This window comes from Stenotrophomonas sp. GL_111 (assembly GCF_057835245.1).
Map to the genome: position 1 here is coordinate 2,084,125 of NZ_CM174421.1, position 23,745 is coordinate 2,107,869.

Consider the following 23,745-nt stretch of genomic DNA (forward strand, 5'->3'; position numbering starts at 1 on the left):
GGCTGCGGTGTGCTTTGGGGGTGGGCAGCGGTCCGCGCGCGGCTCAATTATCGGCAGGAGTGGCCGCTAACGTTTTCGTTCCCGGTTGTCGGGTGCGTTATCGGAGTCTTACCGCGTGGACCAAGGGATTATCGCGAGTCTGCTGCAGCACCCATTGGCGTCGGCCCTGGTCATCCTCGACCGTGCCGGGCGCCCGCTGGCGGCCAACCCGGCGGCGCGCGAGCATGGGCTGCCGGCAACCGTGGCGGCCTATGGCGAGCTGCTGGAGGACCTGCGCCTGCTGGCGGCCGACGGCGGTCTGGTGGCGTGCCAGCTGCCCGGCGGGCCGCGTGGCCGCTTCGATGGCTGGATGCGCGCCGTGCACGATCCGGAAGGCAACCTGCTGGCCTTCACCCTGAGTGTGCCCGAGCCGGTGGCCAACTATGCCGGCAGCCGCTGGGAGCTGGCCCTGGACCATGCCGGCCACGGCCTGTGGGACTGGGACCTGCCCAGCGATGCGGTGACCCGTTCGCGGCGTTGGGACGGCGTGCCGGGTGCAGCGGGGCCGAGTACTGCCGAGGAGCGCACCGCCGGCGACGCCGGTGCGGCCTTGCTGGCACCCATCCACGGCGATGACCAGGCCAGCGTAAGAGCGGCCCTGGATGCACATCTGCGCGGTGAAGGCGAGGTCTACACGGCGCAGTACCGCGTCCGTCATCCCGATGGCGACTGGCGCTGGGTGCTGGATCGCGGCCGGGTGGTGGCACGCACCGCCGATGGCCAGCCGCTGCGCATGGTCGGCACCCACACCGACATCCAGGCCCAGAAAGAGCTGGAAGCACAGCTGCGCGAGCAGCAGGTGCATCTGCGTGAAGCGCAGCGGATCGCCAGCATGGGCAGCTGGTCGTGGGACCCGGACAGCCGCCAGTTCTGGTGGTCGGCGGAGTTCCGGGCGCTGCTTGGCGTCGGCGATGACCCCCTGATCGGCCGCCGTCGCTGGTTGCGCCAGCTCGGGCCGCGCTCGCGCAGCCTGCTGCGCCATGCCTGGCGGCGCATGCTGCGCGATGGCAAGACAGCCACGCTGGAGCTGGAGCTGCCGCGTGAAGGCGAGGGCGTGCTGCACCTGCGGCTGTGGATGCAGCCCCTGGCCGGCCCGGACGGGCGCATCCAGCGCTTGCTCGGCCAGGTCCAGAACATCACCGAACAACACCAGACCGACGCACTGATCCGCTGGCGCACCGAACTGCTCAACCGGGTCTCCGCGCTCGGCCGGATCGGCGGCTGCGAGATCGAAGTGGCCACCCGCCATATGCAGTGGACCGAGGAGTGTTACCGCATCCACGGCCTGCGCAAGGAGCCGATCACCCTGGACCAGGCGCTGGCGCTGTACACCCAGGATTCGCGCGATGCCTTCGAGGCGGCGCTGGCCCGGATCGCCGAGGGTGGCCTGCCCGAACAGCTCGACCTGTGCTTCTACCGGCAGTCCGGGCTGCGCATCTGGGTGCAGGTGCTGGTCGAACTGGACCACCGCGATGGCCTGCCCACCCGCTTCGTGGTGCTGTTCCGTGACATCACCCGCGAACGCGAGGCCAATGAACGCATCGAGCTGCTGGCCCACTACGACCTGCTGACCGGCCTGCCCAACCGCATGCTGTTGCGCGAACAGACCGCCGAGGCGATCGAGGAAGCGCGCGACCGCGGAAGTTCGCTGGCGATGCTGTTCATCGACCTGGATGGCTTCAAGACCATCAATGACACCTTCGGTCACGCCACCGGCGATGCGCTGCTCAAGGCCGCCGCCTCACGCCTGCACCAGAACCTGCGCAACGCCGACCTGTTCGGACGCTTCAGTGGCGATGAGTTCATCGTGGTGCTGCGTGACCTGGCCGATCCGGAAGACGCCGGTCACGTCGCCCGCAAACTGATCGCCTCGCTGGCCGAGCCGCTGCACCGGGGCGAGACCACCTTGAAAGTCGGTGCCAGCGTCGGCATCGCGATGCTCGATGAGGGCCGTAACGATTTCGAATCGCTGCTGCGTGCCGCCGATGCCGCGATGTATGCGGCCAAGGAAGCCGGGCGCAACACCTACCAGTACTACAGCCAGGACGCGCTGCTGCGGATCCAGCGCAAGCTCGAGATCGAGCATGCGCTGCTCGGTGCCATCGAGCGCGAAGAGTTCAGCCTGGCCTACCAGCCGTTGCTGCATGCCGACCACGGCCAGCCGCCGGCGATTGAAGCCTTGCTGCGCTGGCACCGTCCCGGCATCGGCTATTGCAGCCCGGCCGAGTTCATCCCGATCGCGGAAAAATGCGGGGAAATCGTCCGTATCGGCGACTGGGTATTGAACGAAGCCTGTCGCCAGGCGGCGGTCTGGGAGAAGGCCGGCCTGCAGTTCGACCGCGTCGCGGTCAATGTCTCGGCGGTCCAGTTGCGTGATCGCGGTTTTGCCGAGCGCGTGATCGAAATCTGCAACGCGCATGACTGGCCGCCGCAGCGGCTGGAGCTGGAACTGACCGAGTCGGCGTTGATCCGTGATACCGACGTGCTGCGCCATTGCTTCGACGTGCTCGAACGCCACGGTGTGCCGCTGGCGGTGGACGACTTCGGCACCGGTTTCTCCAACCTGCATTACCTCAACCGCTTCCCGGTCGGACGCCTGAAGATCGACCGCAGCTTCGTGCAGGGCATGCTGCACGACGCCGGCACCGCCGAAGTCACCCAGGCCATCGTGCACCTGGGCCATGCGCTGGGCATGAAGGTGGTCGCCGAGGGCGTGGAAACCGAGCAGGAAGAAGCCATGCTGCGCCGGCAGGGCTGCGACGAGATCCAGGGCTATCTGTATTCGCGCCCGCTGACCCCGCGCGACCTGGCGCAATGGCTGAAAGCCGGCGGTGCCCAGATGGCCCCGCGCCAGGCCCTCACCGCCGTCTCCCACGCCGTGTAACACCAAGACAGCGCGCCGCCACCGCGCATGGCCGGGGGTAGTGCCGAGCCATGCTCGGCAACCGCGCGCAGCGCGGCACAAGTCCCGAAGCCATTCCCAAACGGCCCACGCTGCATTACCGACGTTGAGCCCGGCCGGCGCCGGCAATCATGACCGTTGCCGGGTCTTGCGGCGCTTGCCTGCGATGACCCGATCATCCAGCACCGTGCAGTTGTTGAATGCGGCAAAGCGCTGCAGTTCCTCGCGCAATGCTGGAAGGAACGCATCCCGGTCCACGGTCGCGTCCTCCCAGTGAAAACTGAGCACCTCAAGCCGCTGTTCCGCGCGGTGGGCCTTGCAGTCCATCCGCCCAACCAGGGTGTCGCCGAACAGCACCGGCAGGCAGAAGTAGCCGAACACCCGCTTGGAGGCCGCCACGTAGCACTCGATCCGGTAGTCGAACCCGAACAGCGCACTCAGGCGATCGCGGTGGATCACCAGGTTGTCGAACGGGGAGAGGATTCTCACGCCGGGCGTGATCCGATCCAACTGCTCCAGCGCGGCGACGTCGACGTATCCGCTCACCCTTTCGCCAGCGTCCAGCACGGCCACCGCACCGGCTTCAACCTGTGCCTCCACCACCTCGCGCATGGCATCGCGCAGGGCGCTGCCCGGCTGCAGGTGCAGCAGCTGTTTCGAGGTAAACACGCCATGCGCGCGCAGGGTGGTCTGGAACAGGTGCGCGGCATGCTCGCGGAGCGTCGGAACGCGCAGGTCGATATCATCAGGCAGGCAGCGTGAGGTGAGGTCGTAGGTTTTCTCCATGCCATTGCGCTCGCAGACCATCAGATCGCCGCGCATGAACAGCGTTTCGAAGGCCTGTCGCCCCGGCCCCTGGTTCCACCAGGCGCCTTTTTCCCTGCTGCCCTGATCCAGATGACGCATCCGCATGGGGCCATCGGCCGTGATCCGGGCCAGGATCTCCTTCATCAGGCGCTTGTCGCCATTGCGGAAATAGCGGCTTTCGCCCTTGCGGATGGACACCATCCGCGGCAGCGCGAAACGGTAGTCGCGCATCGGCAGATAGGACGCGGCGTGGTGCCAGTATTCGAAGATCTTCCGTTCGCCGATCAGCGCGTTCAGATGCGCCGGGTCGTAGCTCGGGACGCGGTTCCAGAGTACGTGGTGATGGGCGCGTTCCACCACGGACAGGGTGTCGATCTGTACATAGCCCAGATGGCAGATCGCACGGTGGGTGGCCGCCTGACCGTCACCAAACGGCTGCTGCGTTGCCAACCCCTGCGTGTGCAACGCCAGATGCCGCAGTTGTGAATTCAGTGCAGGACGCATGCAGGACACATCGGGAAGGGCCGAAGGGATCGCTGGATGGTAGCGATCCGGACCCGCGCCCGAAAGGCGTCAGGGAGGGGTGGTTGCCGCCAGTGCGTCGCCACTCAGGCCCAGGTCCCACGCCAGGCCGGCCAGCGCAGGATCGGCGTGGGTGGCCGCCGCAATGGCCGAAGCCTCCGCGCGCTGCAGCATCCGCACCAGCTCGGCCTGGCCCAGCTGTTCCAGCTGCGCGAGCAACGCGCGGCCCTGCAGTGGCGCCGTCCCGCCCGCCACGGGCGAGGTCGCCTCAGCCATCATCGACGCCAAGGCGTCGGGCGCGCTCACGGGGGAGGGGGCAACAGCAGAGGGGGCGGTGTTCAACAGCATCAGGTCATCTTCTGCAGCAAAGGCGGAAAGCGCAAGCACAACGGCCCCGGGATCACCGGGGCCGTGGGCGGTGCCGGAACCGGCACGCGACATCTGGATCAGAACAGTTCGACCGCGCCGGCGGCCATGCTCTGCTGGGCCACGGCCTTGTGCGGCGGACGTTCCCATTCGCTGCGCATTTCGCGCAGGCGGCTGCCGGTACGCTGCAGGGCGGTGGCGATTTCTTCGTCGAACACGCCGCCATTGCGATGCAGCAGTTCCTGCAGGGCCACCGCTTCGCGGTTGATCGCAGTCAGGCGGTCCAGGTGGGTATGTACGCCGCCCAGGGCCTGGGTGGCGATGTCCTCGAACTGCAGGGCACGCACCGCTTCGGCCACGGAGCTGTCGATGGCGCGGCCACACTCGGAAATCTCGCGCATGCCATCGCCAAGCGAGGCATTGATCTGGGCCACGTTGTCCAGCATCTGCGCCGCTTCGTGGCGGGCTTCGCGGGAGCGGTCCATATCGCGGGAGGCCATGTGCGAGACCGTCTCGCGGACCTTGGCGATGGCATCCTTGGAGCTGTGCGCCAGCTTGCGGATCTGCTCGTTGAAGGTGGTCGAGCGCTCGGACAGGTTGCGCACCTCATCGGCCACCACCGCAAAGCCACGACCGGCTTCACCGGCACGCGCAGCTTCGATGGCGGCGTTCAGGGCAAGCAGGTTGGTCTGGTCGGCAATCGACTTGACGTCTTCCAGCAGCGCGAAGATGCCATCCAGGTGCTGCGCCATCTGGTCGATGTGCTGCACGGTATTGCTGCTTTGGCCGCTGACCTGCTCCAGCGCCTCCACCAGCTGCTCCATGCGATGGCTGGCATGCTGGGCGAAGCGGGCCACGTCGACACCGGCGCCACCGTCTTCACCGGCACGGTCGACGATCCGGGCCAGGGCCTGGCTCTGTTGGCGCGACTTGCGGTTCATGGCGTCGAAGCTGCCACCCAGGCCACCGACCGCATGGCGGATCAGGTCGCGGGCACGTTCGACTTCGCCGCGCGAGCCATCGACTTCGTTGGCCACGAACGAACGCAGTTCGGTGAGCAGTTGGTCCTGCTCCCGCAGCATGCGGGCATGTTCAGGCGAGCGCTGGGTCTGCGCGCGGGCAGTCCACCAGGCAAAGCCCAGCCAACTGAGCGTCATCGTGGTCAGGATCGCCCAACGCAGGGCGGCTGGCCACTCGAAGCCGATGGCGAACGGAAGCAGGAGGGTCAAGGCCAGGGGGGCGGCCAGACGGATGAAGATGCGTGAGTACATGGACGTTCTCGGGAAGTGCACGGTTGAGGTATCGGCCGTACCCCCATTTGCTTTAGTGCTGCACTGCACATTGGCGCAAAAACCGTGACCCCCTCCCGGATCAGCGCAGCTGCCGGTCCACCGCTTCGATCATCGCCTTGCGTGAGATCAGGAAGTCCCAGTACTGGCCGCCGGTCTGGCGCCACAGCACCGCCGAGCGCACCGCGGCCAGCAGCAGTGCCCGGATTTCGGCCACCACCCCGGCCTGGGCCAGGTAGTGCGGGTTGCCCTGGACCATCACCCGCGGCTTGAGGTGGCTGATGGTGTCGGCATACAGCCCGCCCAGCGCGGCCAGCACGTCCGGGTGGGCGCTGTCGCCCAGCTCGGTGGCCTGGCGCTGGGCCTGTTCGATGCCCTGGCTGACCTTCTCGACCACGCCATGCTCACGCACGAAGCGGCGCTCCAGCTGCAGCACCGCCAGTGCCAGCCGCGGCAATGCCTCGTCCTGGCCCTGGTTGCGGAAATAGTTGTGCAGCAGGCGCAGCCCCGGGGCCACGTTGCTGGCGCTGCCGAAGATGGCCTGCGGGCTGTCCGCATCGATGCGGAACACGCTGTCGATCGCGGTGCGCACTACCGACGCTTCGGAATGGCCGGTTTCGGCGATGCGGCGCACCTGCTGCAGGGCCTGGGCGATGCCGGCCAGAGCAAGAACGCGGTCGTCGACGGAAAAACTCATGCAGCAGATACCTCAAAGGGGGAAGGGACGGTCCGCAGCCGCTGTTCCAGCGGCGCATCGGTGGCGGCGATCACCGCGCCGCCCAGGCAGACCTCATCGTCATACAACACCAGCGATTGACCCGGAGTGACGGCGCGCTGCGGCTGGGCGAAACGGACCAGCAGGCTGCCATCCTCCTGGACCTCCACCTCGCAGGCCTCGTCGGGCTGGCGGTAGCGGGTCTGCGCGGTGCACTGGAAGCGGCGCGATGGTGGCGCCCCGGCAATCCAGTGCGCGGTTTCCGAGTGCAACCGGGTCGAGAGCAGCCAGGGGCTGTCACGGTCCTGGTCGACGTAGAGCACATTGCTGGCCACGTCCTTGCCCACCACATACCACGGCGCGGCCGGGCGGCCACGCACGCCGCCGATGTTCAGGCCCTCGCGCTGGCCCAGGGTGAAGAAGAACACGCCGGGATGTTCGGCGATCAGGGCGCCGTCGGGGTCACGGATCTGGCCGGTTTTGGCCGGCAGGTAACGGCCCAGGAACTCGCGGAAGTCGCGCTCGCCGATGAAGCAGATGCCAGTGGAGTCTTTCTTGGCATGGGTCGGCAGCCGCGCGTCGCGGGCGATCCGGCGCAGGTCGTTCTTCTGCAGGTCGCCGATCGGGAACAGGGTGGCGGCCAGCTGGGCCTGGCCCAACTGGTGCAGGAAATAGCTCTGGTCCTTGCTGCGGTCGGCGCCGCGCAGCAGCGCCCAGCGCCCGCCCACCTGGGCTACGCGGGCGTAATGACCGGTGGCGATACGCTCGGCGCCCAGTTCGCGCGCTGCATCCAGGAAGTGCTTGAACTTCACTTCGCGGTTGCACAGCACGTCCGGGTTCGGGGTACGGCCGGCCGCGTACTCGGCCAGGAAGTGCTCGAACACCCCCTGCCAGTACTCGCCGGAAAAATCGCGGAAATGGAACGGAATGCCAAGCAGGCCGCAGACCGCCACCGCATCGCGGCGGTCGTCTTCGGCGCGGCAGTCGCCGCTGCCGTCATCGGCCCAGTTCTGCATGAACAGCCCGGCCACCGGCTCGCCCTGCTGGACCAGCCGCCAGGCGGCGACCGAGGAGTCCACGCCGCCGGACACGCCGACCATGATCCGCGGGGTACTCATACGGTCTCCCTCACGATCGACAGCGGATGGCGTTGGCCGGCGAGGTAATCGGCGACCACCTCCCAGACCAGCGGGCTGCGCAGGCGCGATGGATCGGCCTGCAGTTCGGCCGGGCTCAGCCACAGCGCGCGCTCGATGCCGGCATCCAGCGCGCGGTGGGGGTCATGGGCGACCGGTTCGGCGGCGTAGGCGAAGCGCAGGAAGGCGGTGCCATCGGGGGCGGTCCACTGGTAGGTGCCGATGAAGGCGCTCAGGCGCACCGTCCAGCCGGTTTCTTCCAGGGTTTCACGTACCGCGGCGGCGGCCAGCGACTCCTCCGGCTCCAGATGGCCGGCCGGCTGGTTGAGCACGCTGCGCCCGTCGATGGACTCCTCCACCAGCAACAGGCGCCCGTCCTTCACCACCACAGTGGCAACGGTGACGTGGGGCGCCCAGCGGGAGTCCTGCACTGCACTCACTTCAGTACTCGTCGGTCTTGGTCAGTTCGTTTTCCATGTCATCGGCGGTGCGCATGGCCGCATCGATGGCATCGCTGAGCACGTCGGAGCTGGCGTTGGCATCGATCTTGACCACGAACATGGCCAGCTGATCCTGCTTCACCCAGGCACCCAGCTTGGCGTCCTGGGAATCTTCCAGCAGGCGGTTGGCCACCGCCGCGGGGAACTGCTTGCCCGGCGAGGTGTAGCCCGGCGACCAGATCTCGCGGATCTTGTGGCTGCCGTATTCTTCAACCGAGGAGCGCACGAAGACCAGCTGGCTGCGGTCATCGCCCGCATCGAAAACCAGCTTGTAGTCGCCGTCTTCGTCGATTTCGTAGGGGTAGCCCAGCTTGTCCAGCACACGGCCGACAGCCTTGTCGGGCGTCGCGGCCTGGGCCCCGAACACGGTAGCGGTCAGCAACAACGCGGTGACGATCCTTTTCATGAAATCCCTGTGAAAGTGTGGGTGGATGTGTGGATTGTGAAGGGCGGTGGGGGGCGACGTCCAATCCGGCGAGCTCGGCCCTATAATGGGCGGATGCCTCGCGAGCCCTCCCTAGAACCCCACCACGACCACGGCGTCCTGCTTGAGCCGGCCCGTCCGGAGGTGGTGCCGCCGCCGTTCTACCAGGTCATGCTGTTGAACGACGACTACACCCCGATGGATTTCGTGGTGACCGTGCTGCAGCACTTCTTTGCCATGGACCTGGACAAGGCCACCCAGGTGATGCTGCATGTCCATACCCGTGGCCGTGGCGTCTGCGGGGTGTTCACCCGTGAAGTGGCCGAGTCCAAGGTGGCCCAGGTCAACGAATTCTCGCGCATGAACCAGCATCCGCTGCTGTGCACGATGGAAAAGGCCGGCCCCTGAGGGGTAGCGCCACGCCATGCGTGGCTGCCTCGGCTTCACTCCAACCGCGCCAACGCCATGGCTGCCACCTGCAGATCCACGGTCGCGTCGTCGCCATCGGCCAGGAACCACACGGCCGACAGCCCCGCGCTGGCCGCGATCCAGCGTAGCAGTCGACTGCGCTCCAGCCCGCCCAGCGCGGCCACCTGTTCCAGCCGCGCCGCGAAGATGGCCTCGCGGGTCGCCACATGGATGCCCGGCCCGCACAGGTCCGGGTTGGTGAACAGCACCGTGTAATCGAAGGCGCGGTCGCCGAACAGGCGTTTGGGGTCGATCGCCAGCCAGCCGCGCGCGCCGAAATCCAGCACGTTGTCGTGGTGCAGGTCGCCATGCAGCGGGCGCTGTTCGATCTGCCCGGCCAGCACTGCCAGCGCCAGTGATCTGCACTGTTCCAGCAATGGCGACAGCGCGACCGGTGGCGCCAGCAGGTCGGCGAACCAGTCGTCCAGCCTGACCAGCCCTTCAGGCGCCGGGCCACGCGGCCGGTGCAGCCGCTGTAGGACGTCGCACAACCGTGCAGTGGCCGCAGGATCCTCGCCGCGGATCGACATCGGGCGCAGCGAATCCCCCGGCACCGCACGCTCGATCAGCACGGCGGTGTCTTCGTGGGCCAGCAGCCGGGCCGCGCCGTCGCCGCCCCACCAGCGCAGCAGGCGGTGGCCGTTCTGCTCTTCGGTCTCCGTGCTCATCTTCAACATTGCCGGGGAGCCGTCGGGGAGGCGGACCGGCCACAGCCGGGCATGCGGGGTGGTGATGACATCGCCATCACGTTCAAGCTGCCATTTCGTGAGCTGTAGTTCGGGCATGATGGAGTCGCTGGGAATCTGGACGCGGGAATCGGAGTGCTAACGCCGTCTGAACGCACCGATCCGCTAGGGTGATGGAAATTGCGCAGCAAGGCCGCATATTGTCCCTAACTGCCGCCGGAGTAGAACATGTTCAGTAAAGACCTCGAACACACCATCGGTCAGTGCTACAAGCGCGCCCGTGAGGCCCGACATGAGTTCATGACGGTGGAACACCTGCTGCTGGCACTGCTCGACAACCCGTCCGCCCAAGCCGTCCTGAAGGCCTGTGGTGCGGACGCCGAACGCCTGCGCCAGGAGCTGGAGCAGGCCATCGAGGCGTCCGTCTCGCGCCTGGCCGAAGACGATGGGCGCGACACCCAGCCCACCCTGGGTTTCCAGCGCGTGCTGCAGCGGGCCGTTTACCACGTGCAGTCCTCGGGCAAGAAGGAGGTCACCGGCGCCAATGTGCTGGTGGCCATCTTCGGCGAAAAGGACTCCCACGCTGTCTATTACCTCAACCAGCAGGACGTGACCCGGCTGGATATCGTCAATTACCTCTCCCACGGCATCGCCAAGCTGGGCGAGGAGGGCGAGGTGCCGCCGGCCGCCGATGGCGAAGGGCGGGCCGAAGGGGCCGAGGGCGAGGGCAAGGGTGACGCCCTGGCCGAGTTCGCCAGCAACCTCAACGACGCCGCCCGCGCCGGGCGCATCGACCCGCTGGTGGGCCGCCGCGACGAAATCGAGCGCACCATCCAGGTGCTGTGCCGCCGCCGCAAGAACAACCCGCTCTACGTGGGCGAGGCCGGCGTGGGCAAGACCGCCATCGCTGAAGGCCTGGCCAAGCGCATCGTCGAAGGCTCGGTGCCGGACGTGCTGGCCGATGCGGTGATCTATTCGCTGGACCTGGGCGCGCTGGTTGCTGGCACCAAGTACCGCGGTGATTTCGAGAAGCGCCTCAAAGGCGTGCTGACCGCGCTGAAGAAGATGCCCAACGCGGTGCTGTTCATCGATGAGATCCACACCATCATCGGCGCCGGTTCGGCCTCGGGTGGCACCATGGACGCCTCCAACCTGATCAAGCCGGCACTGGCCTCGGGTGAGCTGCGCTGCATCGGCTCCACCACGTTCCAGGAGTACCGCGGCATCTTCGAGAAGGACCGTGCTCTGGCGCGGCGCTTCCAGAAGATCGACATCGTCGAGCCGACCGTGGGCGAAACCTACGAAATCCTGCAGGGCCTCAAGCCCCGTTATGAAGCGCACCACGGCGTGACCTACGCCGATGACGCGCTGCAGGCGGCGGTGGACCTGTCGGTCAAGCACATCGGCGACCGTCTGTTGCCGGACAAGGCGATCGACGTGATCGACGAGGCCGGTGCCCGCCAGCGTCTACTGCCGGAAGGCGAGCGCAAGGAATTGATCGACATCGAGGAGATCGAGACCATCGTGGCCAAGATGGCGCGCATTCCGGCCAAGCAGGTCAGCGCCACCGACAAGGATGTGCTGCAGCACCTGGAGCGCAACCTGAAGATGGTGATCTTCGGCCAGGATCCGGCGATTGAAACCCTGGCCTCGGCGATCAAGCTGGCCCGCTCGGGCCTGGCCAATCCGGAAAAGCCGATCGGCAACTTCCTGTTCGCCGGCCCCACCGGTGTCGGCAAGACCGAGGTGACCAAGCAGCTTGCGCTGCAACTGGGCATCGAGCTGGTCCGCTTCGACATGAGCGAGTACATGGAGCCGCATTCGATCAGCCGTCTGATCGGTGCGCCCCCGGGCTATGTCGGCTTCGACCAGGGCGGCCTGCTCACCGAGAAGATCGTCAAGACCCCGCACTGCGTGCTGTTGCTGGACGAGGTGGAAAAGGCCCACCCGGACATCTTCAACATCCTGCTGCAGGTCATGGACCGCGGCGTGCTCACCGACACCAACGGGCGCGAAGCCAACTTCAAGAACGTGGTGCTGGTGATGACCACCAATGCCGGCGCGGCCCAGGCCTCGCGACGTTCGATCGGCTTCACCCGCCAGGACCATGCCACCGATGCGATGGAGATCCTGCGCAAGAGCTTCACGCCGGAATTCCGCAACCGCCTCGATGCGGTGGTGCAGTTCCAGCCGCTGGGCTTCGAGCACATCCTGCGCGTGGTCGACAAGTTCCTGATCGAGCTGGAAATGCTGTTGCAGGAGAAGCACGTCAGCCTGTCGGCCACCCCGACCGCGCGCGACTGGCTGGCCCGCCACGGCTTCGACCCGCTGATGGGCGCCCGCCCGATGGCGCGGGTGATCCAGGACAAGGTCAAGCGTCCGCTGGCCGACGAACTGCTGTTCGGCAAACTGGTCAACGGCGGCCGGGTCAACATCGACGTCCGCGACGACGAGTTGTTCGTGGAAACCCAGGCCGAGCCGGAGCGCCGCCTGCCGGCTACGGTGGAGTAAACAGCGTTCACGGCCGATGGCCGTGACAGCCACCCGCCCGGCTCACGACCATGGGTTGTGGGCCGGGTGCGTTGGGCGTCGGCTCATTCCAGAGCCGGCGAAACAAACTGCAACTGACAGAAGCCTGCAGAGGGCGCGAACGTCGATTCCCAGTCGTCGCCAGGTGCCAGTTGGTCGAGCGCGGCAATGGCGGTAGCGGGCATGTCGCAGCTGGGCCAGAGCCAGGTCAGCAGGGCGCGCTGCGCGCCATCGGCGTCGCTCAGAAAGATCCCGGCCTGGGCGAGTGGGAGGGGTACGCCGGCTGCGCGGAGCGTGTTGCGGTCATGGTCATCGTTGAACAGATGGCGATCGGCCCCGAACCGAACGGCGATGTGATAGGGGACTTCGGTTGGATCGATCACGGCAGCGACGCCCGAAAGCATGGCGCGCATCAGTGCGGCGGCCGAGTTTTCGGGTGCGGGCGTAGTCGATGGCGCTTGTCGTGCCACTTCGGGGGACGACAGCAGGATGAAGGGAGGTGCAATGTCTGCGCGCCACCGTGTGGTGCCATCTCGATGCATGGTCGGCAGCTCCACCCTCCAATGCAATCGACCTTCTGAATCCTGGCTGCGCTCGGCGCCATCGCTTGCCCAGGCGCTGGTCAGTGCGGTCATCTCCCCGGATAGTTCCAGGCTCATATACGCGTCTGGACGCTCCCGCATTTCAAGGTAGGCCATGCGTTCGGCAGCGTTGGGCAGGTCGTGCCCATCACCTGCAATCCAGCGCGGCAGATGGGCAGCCCTGTTGGGCCCGGCGACAGACCCGTACATCAGGTCGTCGTACGCGTGTGGTGGTTGCGAAAGAGGTAGCAGGTCCATCACTGCCTGTACACGTTCAATAGCCGGCTGCCTCGCAACGGCTGGGAACACGCTGATGAGCAGCATGCCAGCCAAGAGCGTTGGGCCGTGCCAGCGATGACGCATTCCTTGTCCTGATCTGGCTGGGAATGTGCAATGGCGGTCGGGTGTCATCGAATTTGGCATTGGAACCGGACATCAGGGCGGGTTGGCAGCGTAAAAGGGTCCGCGGGCCCTGAACATGCAAGAGATTGCGTTTTCATTGCTGATGCAACCCAGCCATGGGTCGTGATTCGATTGAAGTCATGAAAAAGCCCCGCAAGGGGCTTTTTCATGCCACCCCGGGATCACTCAGCGGCGCGCCTTGGCGCGCGTGGCGAACTCCTGCGGGCTGATCGATTCCACTTCGCTGATCGCACACTTCTGCGATTTGGTGCGCAGGCTGCTGGCCCCGCCACCACACAGCTCGCCTTCGCGGCCAGGGGTGAGGAAGGCCAGTTTCGGCGACATCGCCGCGCTGCTGCAGCTGCTTTCGAAGCGCACGACATAGTGCTTGTCGGCATTGCGCAGCAGCACGTCCTGGTTGGCGTTGGCGCGCACGATCTGCTGGTCCGCGGAGAGCGTGATGCACTCGGCCGCAGCGGCGGGAGTGGTTTCGGCAGCGTGGGCGGCGGTGGTGAAGCCGGCGACAGCCAGCAGGCTCAGCAGGGACAGGGTCTTCATGGCGGGGGCCGTTTCACGATCCGGATTGGATCGACGACCAGATTGACCGCTGCCTGGCCAGTGCGAATCTGCAGCAAGGCAGGCTGACCGACGTCAGGGTGCACACGGTCAGGGTGCCGGCTGGCAGGGGGTGGGGGCTGAATTGCGCCCACGCAAAAAGGCCAGCTCCTGGCTGGCCTTCTGGCGGGGCTTCTGTTGGGAAGCCGCCCGAACCGCTTATTTCATGCGGTACGTGATACGACCCTTGGTCAGGTCGTAGGGCGTCATTTCGACCTTGACGCGGTCGCCCGTCAGGATGCGGATGTAGTTCTTGCGCATGCGGCCGGAGATGTGGGCGATGATTTCATGCCCATTTTCCAGTCGGACGCGGAAAGTGGTGTTCGGCAGCGTCTCGCTGACGGTGCCTTCGAACTCGATGGAGTCGTCTTTCGACATGTAGTCCTGTGCAGTTCTGCAATCGGCCTGGCTGGCCATAAGAGCGGGCATTTTACGCGCGTTCGCCGCTTCATGCAAAGTTTGCGTTAAGCGCCCGGGTTTACTGGGCATTCACCCCTGAAAGCCGGCCAATGCACCCGCGCCCAACACCCCAAACCGTTCCGTCCAGCGCCCGGCCGGTGCATCCCGTCGTACCTGCTCGCGCACCAGGGCCAGGAACCGGTCCCGATCCCAATGTTCAGCCCCCATGCGCAGCAGGTGGTCGTTCTCCACCTGGGCATCGATCAGCGGCCAGCCCCACTGCGCCAGCCGGTGCGCCAACGCGGCCAGTGCCACCTTGGAGCCGCCACTGGCCGCACTGAACATGCTTTCGCCGAAGAACATCTGCCCGATCGCCACCCCGTAGATGCCGCCGACCAGCTGCTCGCCGTCGAAGACCTCCACCGAGTGCGCGTGACCCAGCTGGTGCAGCTGCACATAGGCATCGCGCATTCCGCGGGTGATCCAGGTGCCATCCTGGCCCGGGCGCGGGATGGCGGCGCAGGCGTCGATCACCGCGTCGAAACAGGTATCGGCGCGTACCGTCCAGGCACTCCCGCGCAGCTCGCGGCGGAAGCGTGCGGACAGGTGCAGCCCATCGGTACGGAACACCATGCGCGGGTCCGGCGACCACCACAGCAAGGGTTGACCTTCGGAGAACCACGGAAAGATGCCGCCGGCGTAGGCATTGAGCAGCCGCACCGGGTGCAGGTCGCCGCCGACGGCCAGCAGTCCGTCCGGATCGCGCAGCGCGGTTTCGGCGGGCGGGAAGGGGGCGTCCGGGCGGTCATCGAGACGCCAGGGCAGGCGGTTCTTCATGCCGGGTCTGCCGCCTTGAAGGGGCTGTGCGCCTGCAGCGACTGTGCATAGCGCGCCACGTCATCACGTTCGTGCGCGCACCAGCTGGCCAGCGCGCCGGCGAAGGCGGGCTCGGCCACCCAGTGGCGGCTGCGCACGGTATGCGGCAGGAAGCCGCGCGCGAGCTTGTGCTCACCCTGCGCTCCGGGCTCGAAGCGGGTCAGCCCCTCGCGCAGGCAGTACTCGATGCCCTGGTAGTAGCAGGTCTCGAAATGCAGGCCGGGCAGGGTGGCGCCGCCCCAATAGCGGCCGTACAGCGTGTCCGCACCGCGCAGGCACAGCGCGCCGGCAACGGGCGCACCCTCGTGCATCGCCAGGAAGATCACCAGCTGGCGCGGCATCGTGGCAGCAAGGTGGCGCAGGAAGGGCAGCGTCAATGCCGGGGCGTTGCCGTACTCGGCGAAGGTCTGCAGGTAGAAACCATGCATCGCCAGCAGATCCTCCGGCGTGGCCTCATCGCCATGCACGATGCGATACGTGACGCCGCTGCGGGTCAGTTTGGCGCGCTCCTGGCGGATGTTCTTGCGGTGCTTGTGGTCCATCGCCGCGAGGAAATCGCCGAAGGACTGCCACGTGCCGGGGTTGTGCCACTGGAACTGGATATCCTCGCGCAGCATCCAGTCGGCCCCGAAGACGCTGTCTTCGTCGGCGCGATGGAAGTTGATGTGCGCCGAGGACCAGCCCATCCGTTCGACCTCCGACCTCAGGGCGGCCAGCAGCGCGGCGCGGTCGGCGTCGTTACGGGCCAGCAGGCGCGGCCCGGTCACGGGCGAGTACGGCGCCGCGCCGAGCCATTTGGGGAAATAGTCCAGCCCGTGCCGCGCGTAGGCATCGGCCCAGGCGTGGTCGAACACGAACTCGCCATGCGAGTTGTCCTTCAGATAGCCCGGTGCCGCCGCGATCAGCGTCTCCCCGTCCCAGAGGGTGAAGTGCCGCGGACGCCAGCCCCATTCGGGGCGCAGGCAGCCGTGCTCTTCCAGCCCGGCCAGGAAGGCGTGGCTGACGAAGGGGTTGTGGCTGTTGTGCAGGGCGTCCCAGGTGGTGGCCGGGACGTCGGACAGGCGGTGGAGGAAGCGTGGATCGGGCATGGGGACAGGATAGGGCAGGGCAATGGTTGGCGGGGGTTTTGGCGGTGGATCAATGTCTTTTGGCTGAGTGATTGAAAGGTTGTTCGGGTGGTGGCGACAAGTGTGTGATGGCGCAATGCCTGATGGAGGGGTGAGCGGCAAGGTGTCCATGCGCACTCATTCGAGGAAGGGGTGCGTTCCGACCATCTATCAACGTTGAAGGAATCATCATGAAAACGACCAGTCCATGGCGACCGGCTGCACTCGCGTTGTTCGTCGTGTGCGGCAGTGCTGCCGGTGCTGCCGGTGCTGCCGGTGCAGCGTCAGCGCAGCATGTATCTGCAAGAGTTGCCATGGAGACCGATGCGGGTCTCGATGCTCTGCTGACCCGTGAGGCGCAGCGACTTCTGGATGCAGGTCGAATCAAACAGTCCCGGGCGGCCAACGTGACGGTGACGGCCTGGCTGGACATTCCAGGCAATCGGTTGTTCATCGATTTTGGGCGGGGATTCCGGCCCAATGAAGATGATGGCTCTACAGAAGAAGTTGAGCAGTACATCGGCAACACGCTGGGGGTATATGCAGATCGCGCCGGTCTTCAGGAGGTGCAGGTGCAGATTCTGTATGAGGGGCGGCCGTTCGAATACTACTTTCCTGAGCCTCATGCTGCGAAAGCGGTGGAGGGATCAAATCGCGCTATCCCCGGGGTCGTACTCGTGTCTGCGGGGCATGGACTGGTTCGTGTCCATCCCGGTGGAGAGTGGGAATTTCAGCGGCCGATGTTTCATGGTCTGCGAGAGGGCCTGATAACGCCCGGGTATGCGGATGAGCTCCAGCGATTTCTCCAGGACAGAAGTCTGGCGACCGTGTTTCGCGCGCGGAGCGCAAGTTTGGAGCCTCATCCCGAATCGATGCGGGCATGGGGGCAGATGTCGGCGCGCTACCATCTCAGCGCGTTGCTGCCAGGGCGTGCAGATATCTGGAACCACTTTGCGGAAAGCAATGACAGGGATCGCGAGGTAAAAGACGACATTCGGGCGCGCCCGTACTATGCGAATCACCTTGACGCTGAGGGCATGATCAGCATCCATACCAACGCAGAGGACACTCAGGTTGCACGTGGCACCAGAGTCTATTTCCATCCGAGGAAGCCTGGCGACCGCGCGCTTGCGGAGATGGCGCTGTGCTACATGAAGGAGGTGATCACGGCTCAGGCGGGATATGAGGACTTCCCCGTTTCAACGTCGCCTTCAACGCATCCGCATGGTGAAAATGGCTTTGCCGCCATGCCGTCAGTCGTAGTGGAGGTCGCATTTCACACGAACGCGACAGATGCCATCGCGCTGCAGGACGCGACCTTTCGAGAGGCGTCGATGAAGGGGCTGGAGAAAGGCTATCGCCTCCATCGAGAAGGGCGGGGCTGCAAACCGCTCAAGGGCGAGCCTATCGAGGGTGTCACCATGTCCCAAGGCACCACCCGCGAGATCGAAGTGCCCTTCGAAGGCTATCCCCAATACCCCTTGCGCGTCATCACCCGCAATGTGGGCTGTCCGCCGGGTTGGACCTGCCGTGATAACGAGGTCATCCTGGAGGCGGCCCAGGAGGCGCCCTTCCAGATTGCGCTGACCTGCAACAACAGCGGCTCGGCACCATTGCTCTGGGAAACGTCGTTGATCGATGACGATGGGGTGAAGTCCGAGCCGGTTCGGCACGTGCAGCAGTGTGTTCGCGCGTCCTGACGGTTGGCGTCCTGCCTGGGTGGCATGAAAAAGGCCGGCGCCAGGCGCCGGCCTTCGGAATGATCATCCGGGCAACAGGCCTCAGCCCAGGTCGCCCTTCGCATCCAGGTAACGCTCCGCGTCCAGTGCGGCCATGCAGCCGAAGCCGGCCGAGGTGATCGCCTGCCGGTAATGCTGGTCGGCCACGTCGCCGGCGGCGAACACGCCTTCCACCGAGGTCTGGGTGGCGTTGCCGCCGAGGCCCGAGCGGATGTCCAGGTAGCCGTTGTTCATGGTCAGCTGGCCATCGAACAGGCTGGTGTTGGGGTGGTGGCCGATTGCCACGAAGAAGCCGTGGGCCTCGATGTCGCGGGTGCTGCCGTCCTGGGTGGACTTCACCCGCACGCCGGTCACGCCGGCGTCGTTGCCCAGCACTTCGTCGATCTGGTGGTGCCAGACGGTCTCGATCTTGCCGGCGGCAACCTTGGCGAACAGCTTGTCCTGCATGATCTTTTCCGCCTTGAGGGTGTCGCGGCGGTGGACCAGGTAGACCTTGCGGGCGATGTTGGACAGGTACAGCGCCTCTTCCACAGCGGTGTTGCCGCCGCCGACCACGACCACGTCCTGGTCACGGTAGAAGAAGCCGTCGCAGGTGGCGCAGGCCGACACACCGCGGCCCTTGAAGGCCTCTTCCGACGGGATGCCCAGGTACTTGGCGGTCGCGCCGGTGGCGATGATCAGCGCGTCACAGGTGTACTCGGCGCTGTCGCCGATCAGCTTGAACGGGCGCTGGGACAGGTCGGCGGTGTGGATATGGTCGAAGATCACCTCGGTCTCGAAGCGCTCGGCGTGGGCCTGCATGCGCGCCATCAGGTCCGGGCCCATCAGGCCATGCGCGTCCCCCGGCCAGTTGTCCACTTCAGTGGTGGTCATCAGCTGGCCACCCTGCTGCAGCCCGGTGATGACTACCGGCTTGAGGTTGGCACGCGCGGCATAGACGGCGGCGGTCCAGCCAGCGGGGCCGGAGCCGAGGATGACGAGCTTCTGGTGGCGGGAGGGCGTGGAATTGCTCATGTAGACTCGCGTTGAGGTAATGGGGCGGGGCGCGGGCGGTGATTGCACGGCGTCCAAGCGAACCCATAGAGTGGCGGCAGGGGCGGGGCGATTCAAGGCGACCGGTAGAGCGGCGCAGCCCAGAGGGCGGATTGCCCGGCGCCGCGCCGGGGTTTTGACGGTGGCAGCTGAATTGTCCAGCCGCAGGAACTGAAAAGCGCGGCTCAGTCGTTTATTATCAAGCACTAACAGTGCATTCCCAAGGTCTGGTCTAAGGTGGCGAAACAGGTCCCGGAACGATCCAAGTCTCCCGACAGCAAGGCGTCGTCGCGCAAGCCGGCGGCCGCGCCTGCGCCTGCCGACAATCCAGGCCGGCAACGGCTGTGGCGCGACCTGGGGTTGATCGCGATAGCGCCGGCGCTGCTGTATCTGGTCGCCAGTCTGTTCACTTATTCGGCAACGGACCCGGGCTGGTCGCATACCGGCAGCGTGGTCGCACCGATCCACAACATGGGCGGGCGGGTCGGCGCGTGGGTGGCCGATGTGCTGCTGCAGCTGTTCGGCTACATGGCCTTCCTGTTGCCGGTCGTGCTGGGCGCGCTGGCCTGGATTGCCATGTTCGGGCTCAAGCGTGAAAGCAAGGGCGAGCACGATCTGGACCCGGCGCTGCGGCTGGTCGGGCTGGTCGGCTTCCTGATCGCCGGCACCGGCTTCCTGCACGTGCGCCTGTTCACCGGCGACGTCGGCCATGCCGGCGGCATTCTGGGTCGGCTGGTCGGCAACTCGCTCAGTGCCGGTTTCGGCGCGCTGGGCGCCAACATGTTCGTGCTGGTCCTGCTGCTGGCCTCGATCACCCTGGCGACCGGCATCTCCTGGTTCGTGGTGATGGAGAAGATCGGGCGCTGGGTGCTGGCCTTGCCGCCGCTGCTCAACAAGAAGAAGGAGCAGGCCACCGAGTGGCAGCAGACCCGCGCGCTGCGCGAGGAGCGCCAGGAAGTGCGCAAGGTCGACGCCGAGGTGCGCGCCAAGCGCGAGCCGGTCAAGATCGAGCCGCGCCCCGAGCCGGTGCTGGAGAAGAGCGACCGCGCCAAGCGCGAGACCCAGATTCCGATGTTCCGCGGCGTCAATGGCGATGGCTCGGACGTGCCGCCGCTGGCGCTGCTGGACGATCCCAAGCCGCAGCCCAAGGGCTACGACGAGGAGACCCTGGAAACGCTGTCGCGCCAGATCGAGTTCAAGCTCAAGGACTTCCGTATCGACGCGCAGGTGGTGGGCGCCTATCCGGGCCCGGTGATCACCCGCTTCGAGATCGAGCCGGCGCCGGGCATCAAGGTCAGCCAGATCAGCTCGCTGGACAAGGACATCGCCCGCGGCCTGTCGGTCAAGTCGGTGCGCGTGGTCGATGTGATTCCGGGCAAGTCGGTGGTGGGTCTGGAGATCCCCAACGTCACCCGCGAGATGATCTACCTGTCCGAACTGCTGCGCTCCAAGGAGTACGACAAGTCGGCCAGCGTGCTGACCCTGGCGCTGGGCAAGGACATCGCCGGGCGGCCGACCGTGGCCGATCTGGCGCGCATGCCGCACCTGCTGGTGGCCGGTACCACCGGCTCGGGCAAGTCGGTGGCGGTCAATGCGATGGTGCTCAGCCTGCTGTACAAGGCCTCGCCGAAAGACCTGCGGATGCTGATGATCGACCCGAAGATGCTCGAACTGAGTGTCTACCAGGGCATTCCGCACCTGTTGGCGCCGGTGGTGACCGACATGAAGGAGGCCGCCAACGGCCTGCGCTGGTGCGTGGCCGAGATGGAGCGCCGCTACAAGCTGATGAGCGCGGTGGGCGTGCGCAACCTGGCCGGCTTCAACAAGAAGGTCAAGGATGCCGAGGACGCCGGGCAGCCGATGATGGACCCGCTGTTCAAACCGAACCCGGAGCTGGGCGAAGCCCCGCGGCCGCTGGAGACGCTGCCGTTCATCGTGATCTTCATCGACGAATTCGCCGACATGATGATGATCGTCGGCAAGAAGGTTGAAGAGCTGATCGCGCGCCTTGCACAGAAGGCGCGTGCGGCCGGCATCCATCTGATCCTGGCCACCCAGCGCCCGTCGGTGGATGTGATCACCGGCCTGATCAAGGCCAACATCCCGACCCGTATCGGCTTCCAGGTCAGTTCCAAGATCGATTCGCGCACCATCCTGGACCAGTCCGGTGCGGAAACCCTACTGGGCCATGGCGACATGCTGTACCTGCCGCCGGGCACCGCGCTGCCGGACCGCGTGCATGGCGCCTTCGTCTCCGATGAGGAAGTGCATCGCGTGGTCGAGCACCTCAAGGCCAGTGGCCCGACCGACTACATCACCGGCGTGCTGGACGAAGTGCAGATGATGGGCGATGGCGTGGTGGTGGGGGCCGGTGGCCTGCCCGAAACCAGCAGCAGCGGCGACGAGTCCGATCCGCTCTACGACGAGGCCCTGCGCATCGTCACCGAGACCCGGCGTGCCTCGATCTCCGGCGTGCAGCGCCGGCTCAAGATCGGCTACAACCGTGCCGCGCGCCTGATCGAAGCGATGGAAGCGGCCGGGGTGGTCAGCCCGCCCGAACACAATGGCGACCGCAGCGTGCTGGCGCCGCCGCCCCCCAAGTAAGCCCGCGCACGCCGTCCAGGCGTGCTGCAAAAGGAAGCTGCAATGAAGCCGATGGTCTGGATGATGGTGGGCGGATTGGCATGGCTGCCAGCGCTGGCGCACGCGGATGCTGCGCCAGCCCCAGCGCCGCCATCGGCGGTGGCGCCCGCCGCCACGCCTGCCGAAGCGGGCAGCGATACGCAGGCCAGCAACAACTACAGCTTCGTGCGCTACCGCGCCGACTACGTGGTGCGCCCGGATGCGGGCAATGTGCAGACCGAAGAATACGAGATCCTGCTCAAGACCAAGTCCGCGGTCGAGCAGTTCAGCCAGGTGCGGCTGAGCTACAGCGAGAAGATGGAAACCCTGAAGGTGCTGGCGGCCTATACGCTCACCGCCGATGGCCAGCGCCGCGATGTGCCGGCCGACCGCATCTATACCCAGGAAAGCTATTCCAGCGCGGCGGCGGCGATGTATGCCGACCGCAAGGTGAGGGTGGTGGTGTTTCCCAACCTGGCCCCGGGCACGCGGCTGGTCTACCAGACCCGGCGCACCCAGAACACGCCGTATTTCCCCGGCTATTTCGGGCTGTGGGAAACCTTCAGCGTGTTCAACCAGTACGACGACGCGCAGGTGACCCTCAGCGCACCGGCGAACCTGCCGATGCAGGTCCAGCAGCGTGGCGTGCAGGGTAGCGAGAAGCCTGTCGTGCGCGGCGGCCAGGCACAGTGGGCATGGCGCTACCGGCGCAGCGATCCGCTGCAGGTGCAGAACTGGTCGGCGGCGGCCTGGGAGTTCAGTCCGTCCATCATGGCCAGCACCTATCGCGACTGGCCGCAATTGGCCCGTGCCTACCAGCTCAAGGGCGGCGAGGCGGCCAAGGTCACCCCGGGCATCCAGGCGCTGGCCGACCAGCTCACTGCCGGCATCACCGACCGCCGCGAGCAGGCGGCGGTACTGTACCGCTGGGTGGCGCAGAACATCCGCTATGTCGCGGTGTACCTGGGCAACGGCGGGCTGGAGCCGAACCCGGCGCAGAGCATCTTGGACAACCACTACGGCGACTGCAAGGACCACGTGGTGATCCTGGAGGCGCTGCTGGCCGCGCGCGGCATCGGCAGCACCGCGGTGCTGATCGGCGCTGGGGGTGGCCCGACGTTGCCGGCGATTCCGATGCTGGGGCGCTTCAACCATGCCATCACCTACATCCCCGAGTTCGACCTGTACCTGGACTCGACCACGTCCTATGCCCGCTTCGGCCAGCTGCCCGACGGTGACCTCGGCGCGCCGGTGCTGCACACCCGCCAGGCGACGCTGGCGCGCACGCCGGACAACGATGCAACGCGCAATGGCAGCGGGCTGGAGGTCGATTTCCAGTTCGATCCTTCCGGCAATCTCAGCGGCCAGACCCGCCAGCAACCGCGCGAAGTCAGCGAGATCGGCATGCGGGGGTCGTTCGCAAGGCTCAATGCGCAGAACCGCACCCGGGTGGAGGAGTCGATCATGGCGTCGTCCGGTTTCGACGGCAGCGGGTCGTTGACCCTGCTCGGCGATCCGCAGGACCTGACCCGGCCGTTCAACTACCGCTACGACTTCCACGCCAGCGACTACGTGGACTTCGGTGTGGTCGGCGGCATGATTCTGCCCGACGCCCCGGGCGGCGAGTCGTTCCGTGACATCTACGCCACCACCTCGGCGCCGGACAACGCCACCCCGTTCTACTGCAACGACAGCCTGCGCGAGGAAACCTATCGGCTGGTGTTCCCGGCCAAGGTGCCGATCGTCGCGATCCCGCGCAGCCAGCAGTTCAACAATGCGGCCGGTGAGTACCAGCTGGACTGGAGCCGGCAGGGCCAGACCATCATCGCCCGCCATCGCCTGCACCAGCGCGCGGCACGCGGTGATCAGGCGCTGTGCCAGCCCGCCGACTACGCCGCGTTCCGCGAGCTGTACCAGCAGGTGCGGCGCGGTTTCCGCGGACAGGTGCTGTACGGCGACTGGAAGACCGTGCAGGCCAATCCGTAAGGGC

General features: G+C 66.3%; 20 protein-coding genes. 6 read left to right on the forward strand and 14 right to left on the reverse strand.

The features are described 5' to 3' along the window. The first annotated feature begins 115 nt into the window (after window positions 1-115). A complete protein-coding gene (locus tag AC3IPM_RS09590) occupies window positions 116-2,923 on the forward strand; it encodes an EAL domain-containing protein (RefSeq protein ID WP_489303820.1) in 2,808 nt (935 codons plus the stop codon). Between the two features lie 147 nt (window positions 2,924-3,070). Here the strand turns inward: AC3IPM_RS09590 and AC3IPM_RS09595 are convergent, their stop codons facing one another. The 7 genes from AC3IPM_RS09595 to AC3IPM_RS09625 all read right to left on the reverse strand — a co-directional run bounded on the left by AC3IPM_RS09595 (window position 3,071) and on the right by AC3IPM_RS09625 (window position 8,682). Then, window positions 3,071-4,252 carry a winged helix-turn-helix domain-containing protein gene (locus AC3IPM_RS09595; RefSeq protein ID WP_489303822.1) on the reverse strand — a complete coding sequence of 394 codons (1,182 nt, stop codon included), beginning with the start codon at window positions 4,250-4,252 and terminating at the stop codon, window positions 3,071-3,073. Window positions 4,253-4,321: 69 nt separating this feature from the next. Beyond that, entirely contained in the window at window positions 4,322-4,546 is a 225-nt protein-coding gene (locus AC3IPM_RS09600; protein WP_489303824.1) for a hypothetical protein, read from the reverse strand. A gap of 170 nt (window positions 4,547-4,716) precedes the next feature. After that, complete coding sequence (locus AC3IPM_RS09605) at window positions 4,717-5,907, reverse strand: methyl-accepting chemotaxis protein (RefSeq protein ID WP_489303826.1); 1,191 nt, start codon at window positions 5,905-5,907, stop codon at window positions 4,717-4,719. A 100-nt stretch (window positions 5,908-6,007) separates the two neighbouring features. Next, window positions 6,008-6,622, reverse strand: a complete 615-nt coding sequence (hflD, locus tag AC3IPM_RS09610; RefSeq protein ID WP_489303828.1) for a high frequency lysogenization protein HflD — start codon at window positions 6,620-6,622, stop codon at window positions 6,008-6,010. Continuing rightward, the gene (mnmA, locus tag AC3IPM_RS09615; protein WP_489303830.1) at window positions 6,619-7,758 is read right to left on the reverse strand and encodes a tRNA 2-thiouridine(34) synthase MnmA; all 1,140 of its coding nucleotides are present in this window, start codon (window positions 7,756-7,758) and stop codon (window positions 6,619-6,621) included. The genes hflD and mnmA overlap by 4 nt, the downstream gene beginning before the upstream one ends. Beyond that, window positions 7,755-8,216: an NUDIX hydrolase gene (locus AC3IPM_RS09620; RefSeq protein ID WP_489303832.1), complete on the reverse strand. Its 462-nt coding sequence runs from the start codon at window positions 8,214-8,216 to the stop codon at window positions 7,755-7,757. The genes mnmA and AC3IPM_RS09620 overlap by 4 nt, the downstream gene beginning before the upstream one ends. Window position 8,217: 1 nt before the next feature. Next, window positions 8,218-8,682, reverse strand: coding sequence for a hypothetical protein (locus tag AC3IPM_RS09625; RefSeq protein ID WP_489303834.1), 465 nt, complete (start codon window positions 8,680-8,682; stop codon window positions 8,218-8,220). A gap of 93 nt (window positions 8,683-8,775) precedes the next feature. Here AC3IPM_RS09625 and clpS point away from each other — a divergent pair, with 93 nt between their 5' ends. After that, entirely contained in the window at window positions 8,776-9,108 is a 333-nt protein-coding gene (gene clpS / locus AC3IPM_RS09630; protein ID WP_489303836.1) for an ATP-dependent Clp protease adapter ClpS, read from the forward strand. A 35-nt stretch (window positions 9,109-9,143) separates the two neighbouring features. On the opposite strand, the gene AC3IPM_RS09635 is transcribed toward clpS, so the two are convergent. Then, a complete protein-coding gene (locus AC3IPM_RS09635) occupies window positions 9,144-9,953 on the reverse strand; it encodes an aminoglycoside phosphotransferase family protein (RefSeq protein WP_489303838.1) in 810 nt (269 codons plus the stop codon). Between the two features lie 129 nt (window positions 9,954-10,082). Between AC3IPM_RS09635 and clpA the strand changes: the two genes are divergently transcribed. After that, entirely contained in the window at window positions 10,083-12,365 is a 2,283-nt protein-coding gene (gene clpA, locus AC3IPM_RS09640; RefSeq protein WP_489303840.1) for an ATP-dependent Clp protease ATP-binding subunit ClpA, read from the forward strand. A gap of 83 nt (window positions 12,366-12,448) precedes the next feature. On the opposite strand, the gene AC3IPM_RS09645 is transcribed toward clpA, so the two are convergent. From AC3IPM_RS09645 to AC3IPM_RS09665, 5 genes are all read right to left on the reverse strand, one after another. Then, the gene (locus AC3IPM_RS09645) at window positions 12,449-13,327 is read right to left on the reverse strand and encodes a hypothetical protein (protein WP_489303842.1); all 879 of its coding nucleotides are present in this window, start codon (window positions 13,325-13,327) and stop codon (window positions 12,449-12,451) included. A gap of 225 nt (window positions 13,328-13,552) precedes the next feature. Next, entirely contained in the window at window positions 13,553-13,924 is a 372-nt protein-coding gene (locus AC3IPM_RS09650) for a hypothetical protein (RefSeq protein ID WP_489303844.1), read from the reverse strand. Window positions 13,925-14,140: 216 nt separating this feature from the next. After that, window positions 14,141-14,359: a translation initiation factor IF-1 gene (infA, locus tag AC3IPM_RS09655; RefSeq protein WP_005409596.1), complete on the reverse strand. Its 219-nt coding sequence runs from the start codon at window positions 14,357-14,359 to the stop codon at window positions 14,141-14,143. Between the two features lie 111 nt (window positions 14,360-14,470). Continuing rightward, on the reverse strand, window positions 14,471-15,217 hold the full coding sequence (gene aat, locus AC3IPM_RS09660) for a leucyl/phenylalanyl-tRNA--protein transferase (protein ID WP_489303846.1): 747 nt from the start codon (window positions 15,215-15,217) through the stop codon (window positions 14,471-14,473). Then, window positions 15,214-16,344, reverse strand: coding sequence for a GNAT family N-acetyltransferase (locus tag AC3IPM_RS09665; protein ID WP_489303848.1), 1,131 nt, complete (start codon window positions 16,342-16,344; stop codon window positions 15,214-15,216). The genes aat and AC3IPM_RS09665 overlap by 4 nt, the downstream gene beginning before the upstream one ends. A gap of 209 nt (window positions 16,345-16,553) precedes the next feature. Between AC3IPM_RS09665 and AC3IPM_RS09670 the strand changes: the two genes are divergently transcribed. After that, entirely contained in the window at window positions 16,554-18,062 is a 1,509-nt protein-coding gene (locus tag AC3IPM_RS09670; RefSeq protein WP_489303850.1) for an N-acetylmuramoyl-L-alanine amidase, read from the forward strand. Window positions 18,063-18,143: 81 nt separating this feature from the next. Here the strand turns inward: AC3IPM_RS09670 and trxB are convergent, their stop codons facing one another. Further along, window positions 18,144-19,115, reverse strand: coding sequence for a thioredoxin-disulfide reductase (gene trxB / locus AC3IPM_RS09675; RefSeq protein WP_489303852.1), 972 nt, complete (start codon window positions 19,113-19,115; stop codon window positions 18,144-18,146). A 255-nt stretch (window positions 19,116-19,370) separates the two neighbouring features. Here trxB and AC3IPM_RS09680 point away from each other — a divergent pair, with 255 nt between their 5' ends. Continuing rightward, the gene (locus AC3IPM_RS09680; protein ID WP_489303854.1) at window positions 19,371-21,737 is read left to right on the forward strand and encodes a DNA translocase FtsK; all 2,367 of its coding nucleotides are present in this window, start codon (window positions 19,371-19,373) and stop codon (window positions 21,735-21,737) included. A 60-nt stretch (window positions 21,738-21,797) separates the two neighbouring features. Then, the gene (locus AC3IPM_RS09685) at window positions 21,798-23,741 is read left to right on the forward strand and encodes a DUF3857 domain-containing transglutaminase family protein (protein ID WP_489304079.1); all 1,944 of its coding nucleotides are present in this window, start codon (window positions 21,798-21,800) and stop codon (window positions 23,739-23,741) included. Window positions 23,742-23,745: the final 4 nt, after the last annotated feature.

Bases quoted from the DNA above. Each gene is read 5' to 3' on its own strand.
- mnmA (WP_489303830.1), bottom strand. From the start codon at position 7,758: ATGAGTACCCCGCGGATCATGGTCGGCGTGTCCGGCGGCGTGGACTCC.
- clpS (WP_489303836.1), top strand. From the start codon at position 8,776: ATGCCTCGCGAGCCCTCCCTAGAACCCCACCACGACCACGGCGTCCTG.
- AC3IPM_RS09670 (WP_489303850.1), top strand. From the start codon at position 16,554: ATGAAAACGACCAGTCCATGGCGACCGGCTGCACTCGCGTTGTTCGTC.
- AC3IPM_RS09685 (WP_489304079.1), top strand. From the start codon at position 21,798: ATGATGGTGGGCGGATTGGCATGGCTGCCAGCGCTGGCGCACGCGGAT.
- AC3IPM_RS09650 (WP_489303844.1), bottom strand. From the start codon at position 13,924: ATGAAGACCCTGTCCCTGCTGAGCCTGCTGGCTGTCGCCGGCTTCACC.
- infA (WP_005409596.1), bottom strand. From the start codon at position 14,359: ATGTCGAAAGACGACTCCATCGAGTTCGAAGGCACCGTCAGCGAGACG.
- AC3IPM_RS09605 (WP_489303826.1), bottom strand. From the start codon at position 5,907: ATGTACTCACGCATCTTCATCCGTCTGGCCGCCCCCCTGGCCTTGACC.
- clpA (WP_489303840.1), top strand. From the start codon at position 10,083: ATGTTCAGTAAAGACCTCGAACACACCATCGGTCAGTGCTACAAGCGC.
- AC3IPM_RS09600 (WP_489303824.1), bottom strand. From the start codon at position 4,546: ATGGCTGAGGCGACCTCGCCCGTGGCGGGCGGGACGGCGCCACTGCAG.
- trxB (WP_489303852.1), bottom strand. From the start codon at position 19,115: ATGAGCAATTCCACGCCCTCCCGCCACCAGAAGCTCGTCATCCTCGGC.
- AC3IPM_RS09645 (WP_489303842.1), bottom strand. From the start codon at position 13,327: ATGCGTCATCGCTGGCACGGCCCAACGCTCTTGGCTGGCATGCTGCTC.
- AC3IPM_RS09635 (WP_489303838.1), bottom strand. From the start codon at position 9,953: ATGCCCGAACTACAGCTCACGAAATGGCAGCTTGAACGTGATGGCGAT.
- AC3IPM_RS09595 (WP_489303822.1), bottom strand. From the start codon at position 4,252: ATGCGTCCTGCACTGAATTCACAACTGCGGCATCTGGCGTTGCACACG.
- aat (WP_489303846.1), bottom strand. From the start codon at position 15,217: ATGAAGAACCGCCTGCCCTGGCGTCTCGATGACCGCCCGGACGCCCCC.
- AC3IPM_RS09625 (WP_489303834.1), bottom strand. From the start codon at position 8,682: ATGAAAAGGATCGTCACCGCGTTGTTGCTGACCGCTACCGTGTTCGGG.
- AC3IPM_RS09665 (WP_489303848.1), bottom strand. From the start codon at position 16,344: ATGCCCGATCCACGCTTCCTCCACCGCCTGTCCGACGTCCCGGCCACC.
- hflD (WP_489303828.1), bottom strand. From the start codon at position 6,622: ATGAGTTTTTCCGTCGACGACCGCGTTCTTGCTCTGGCCGGCATCGCC.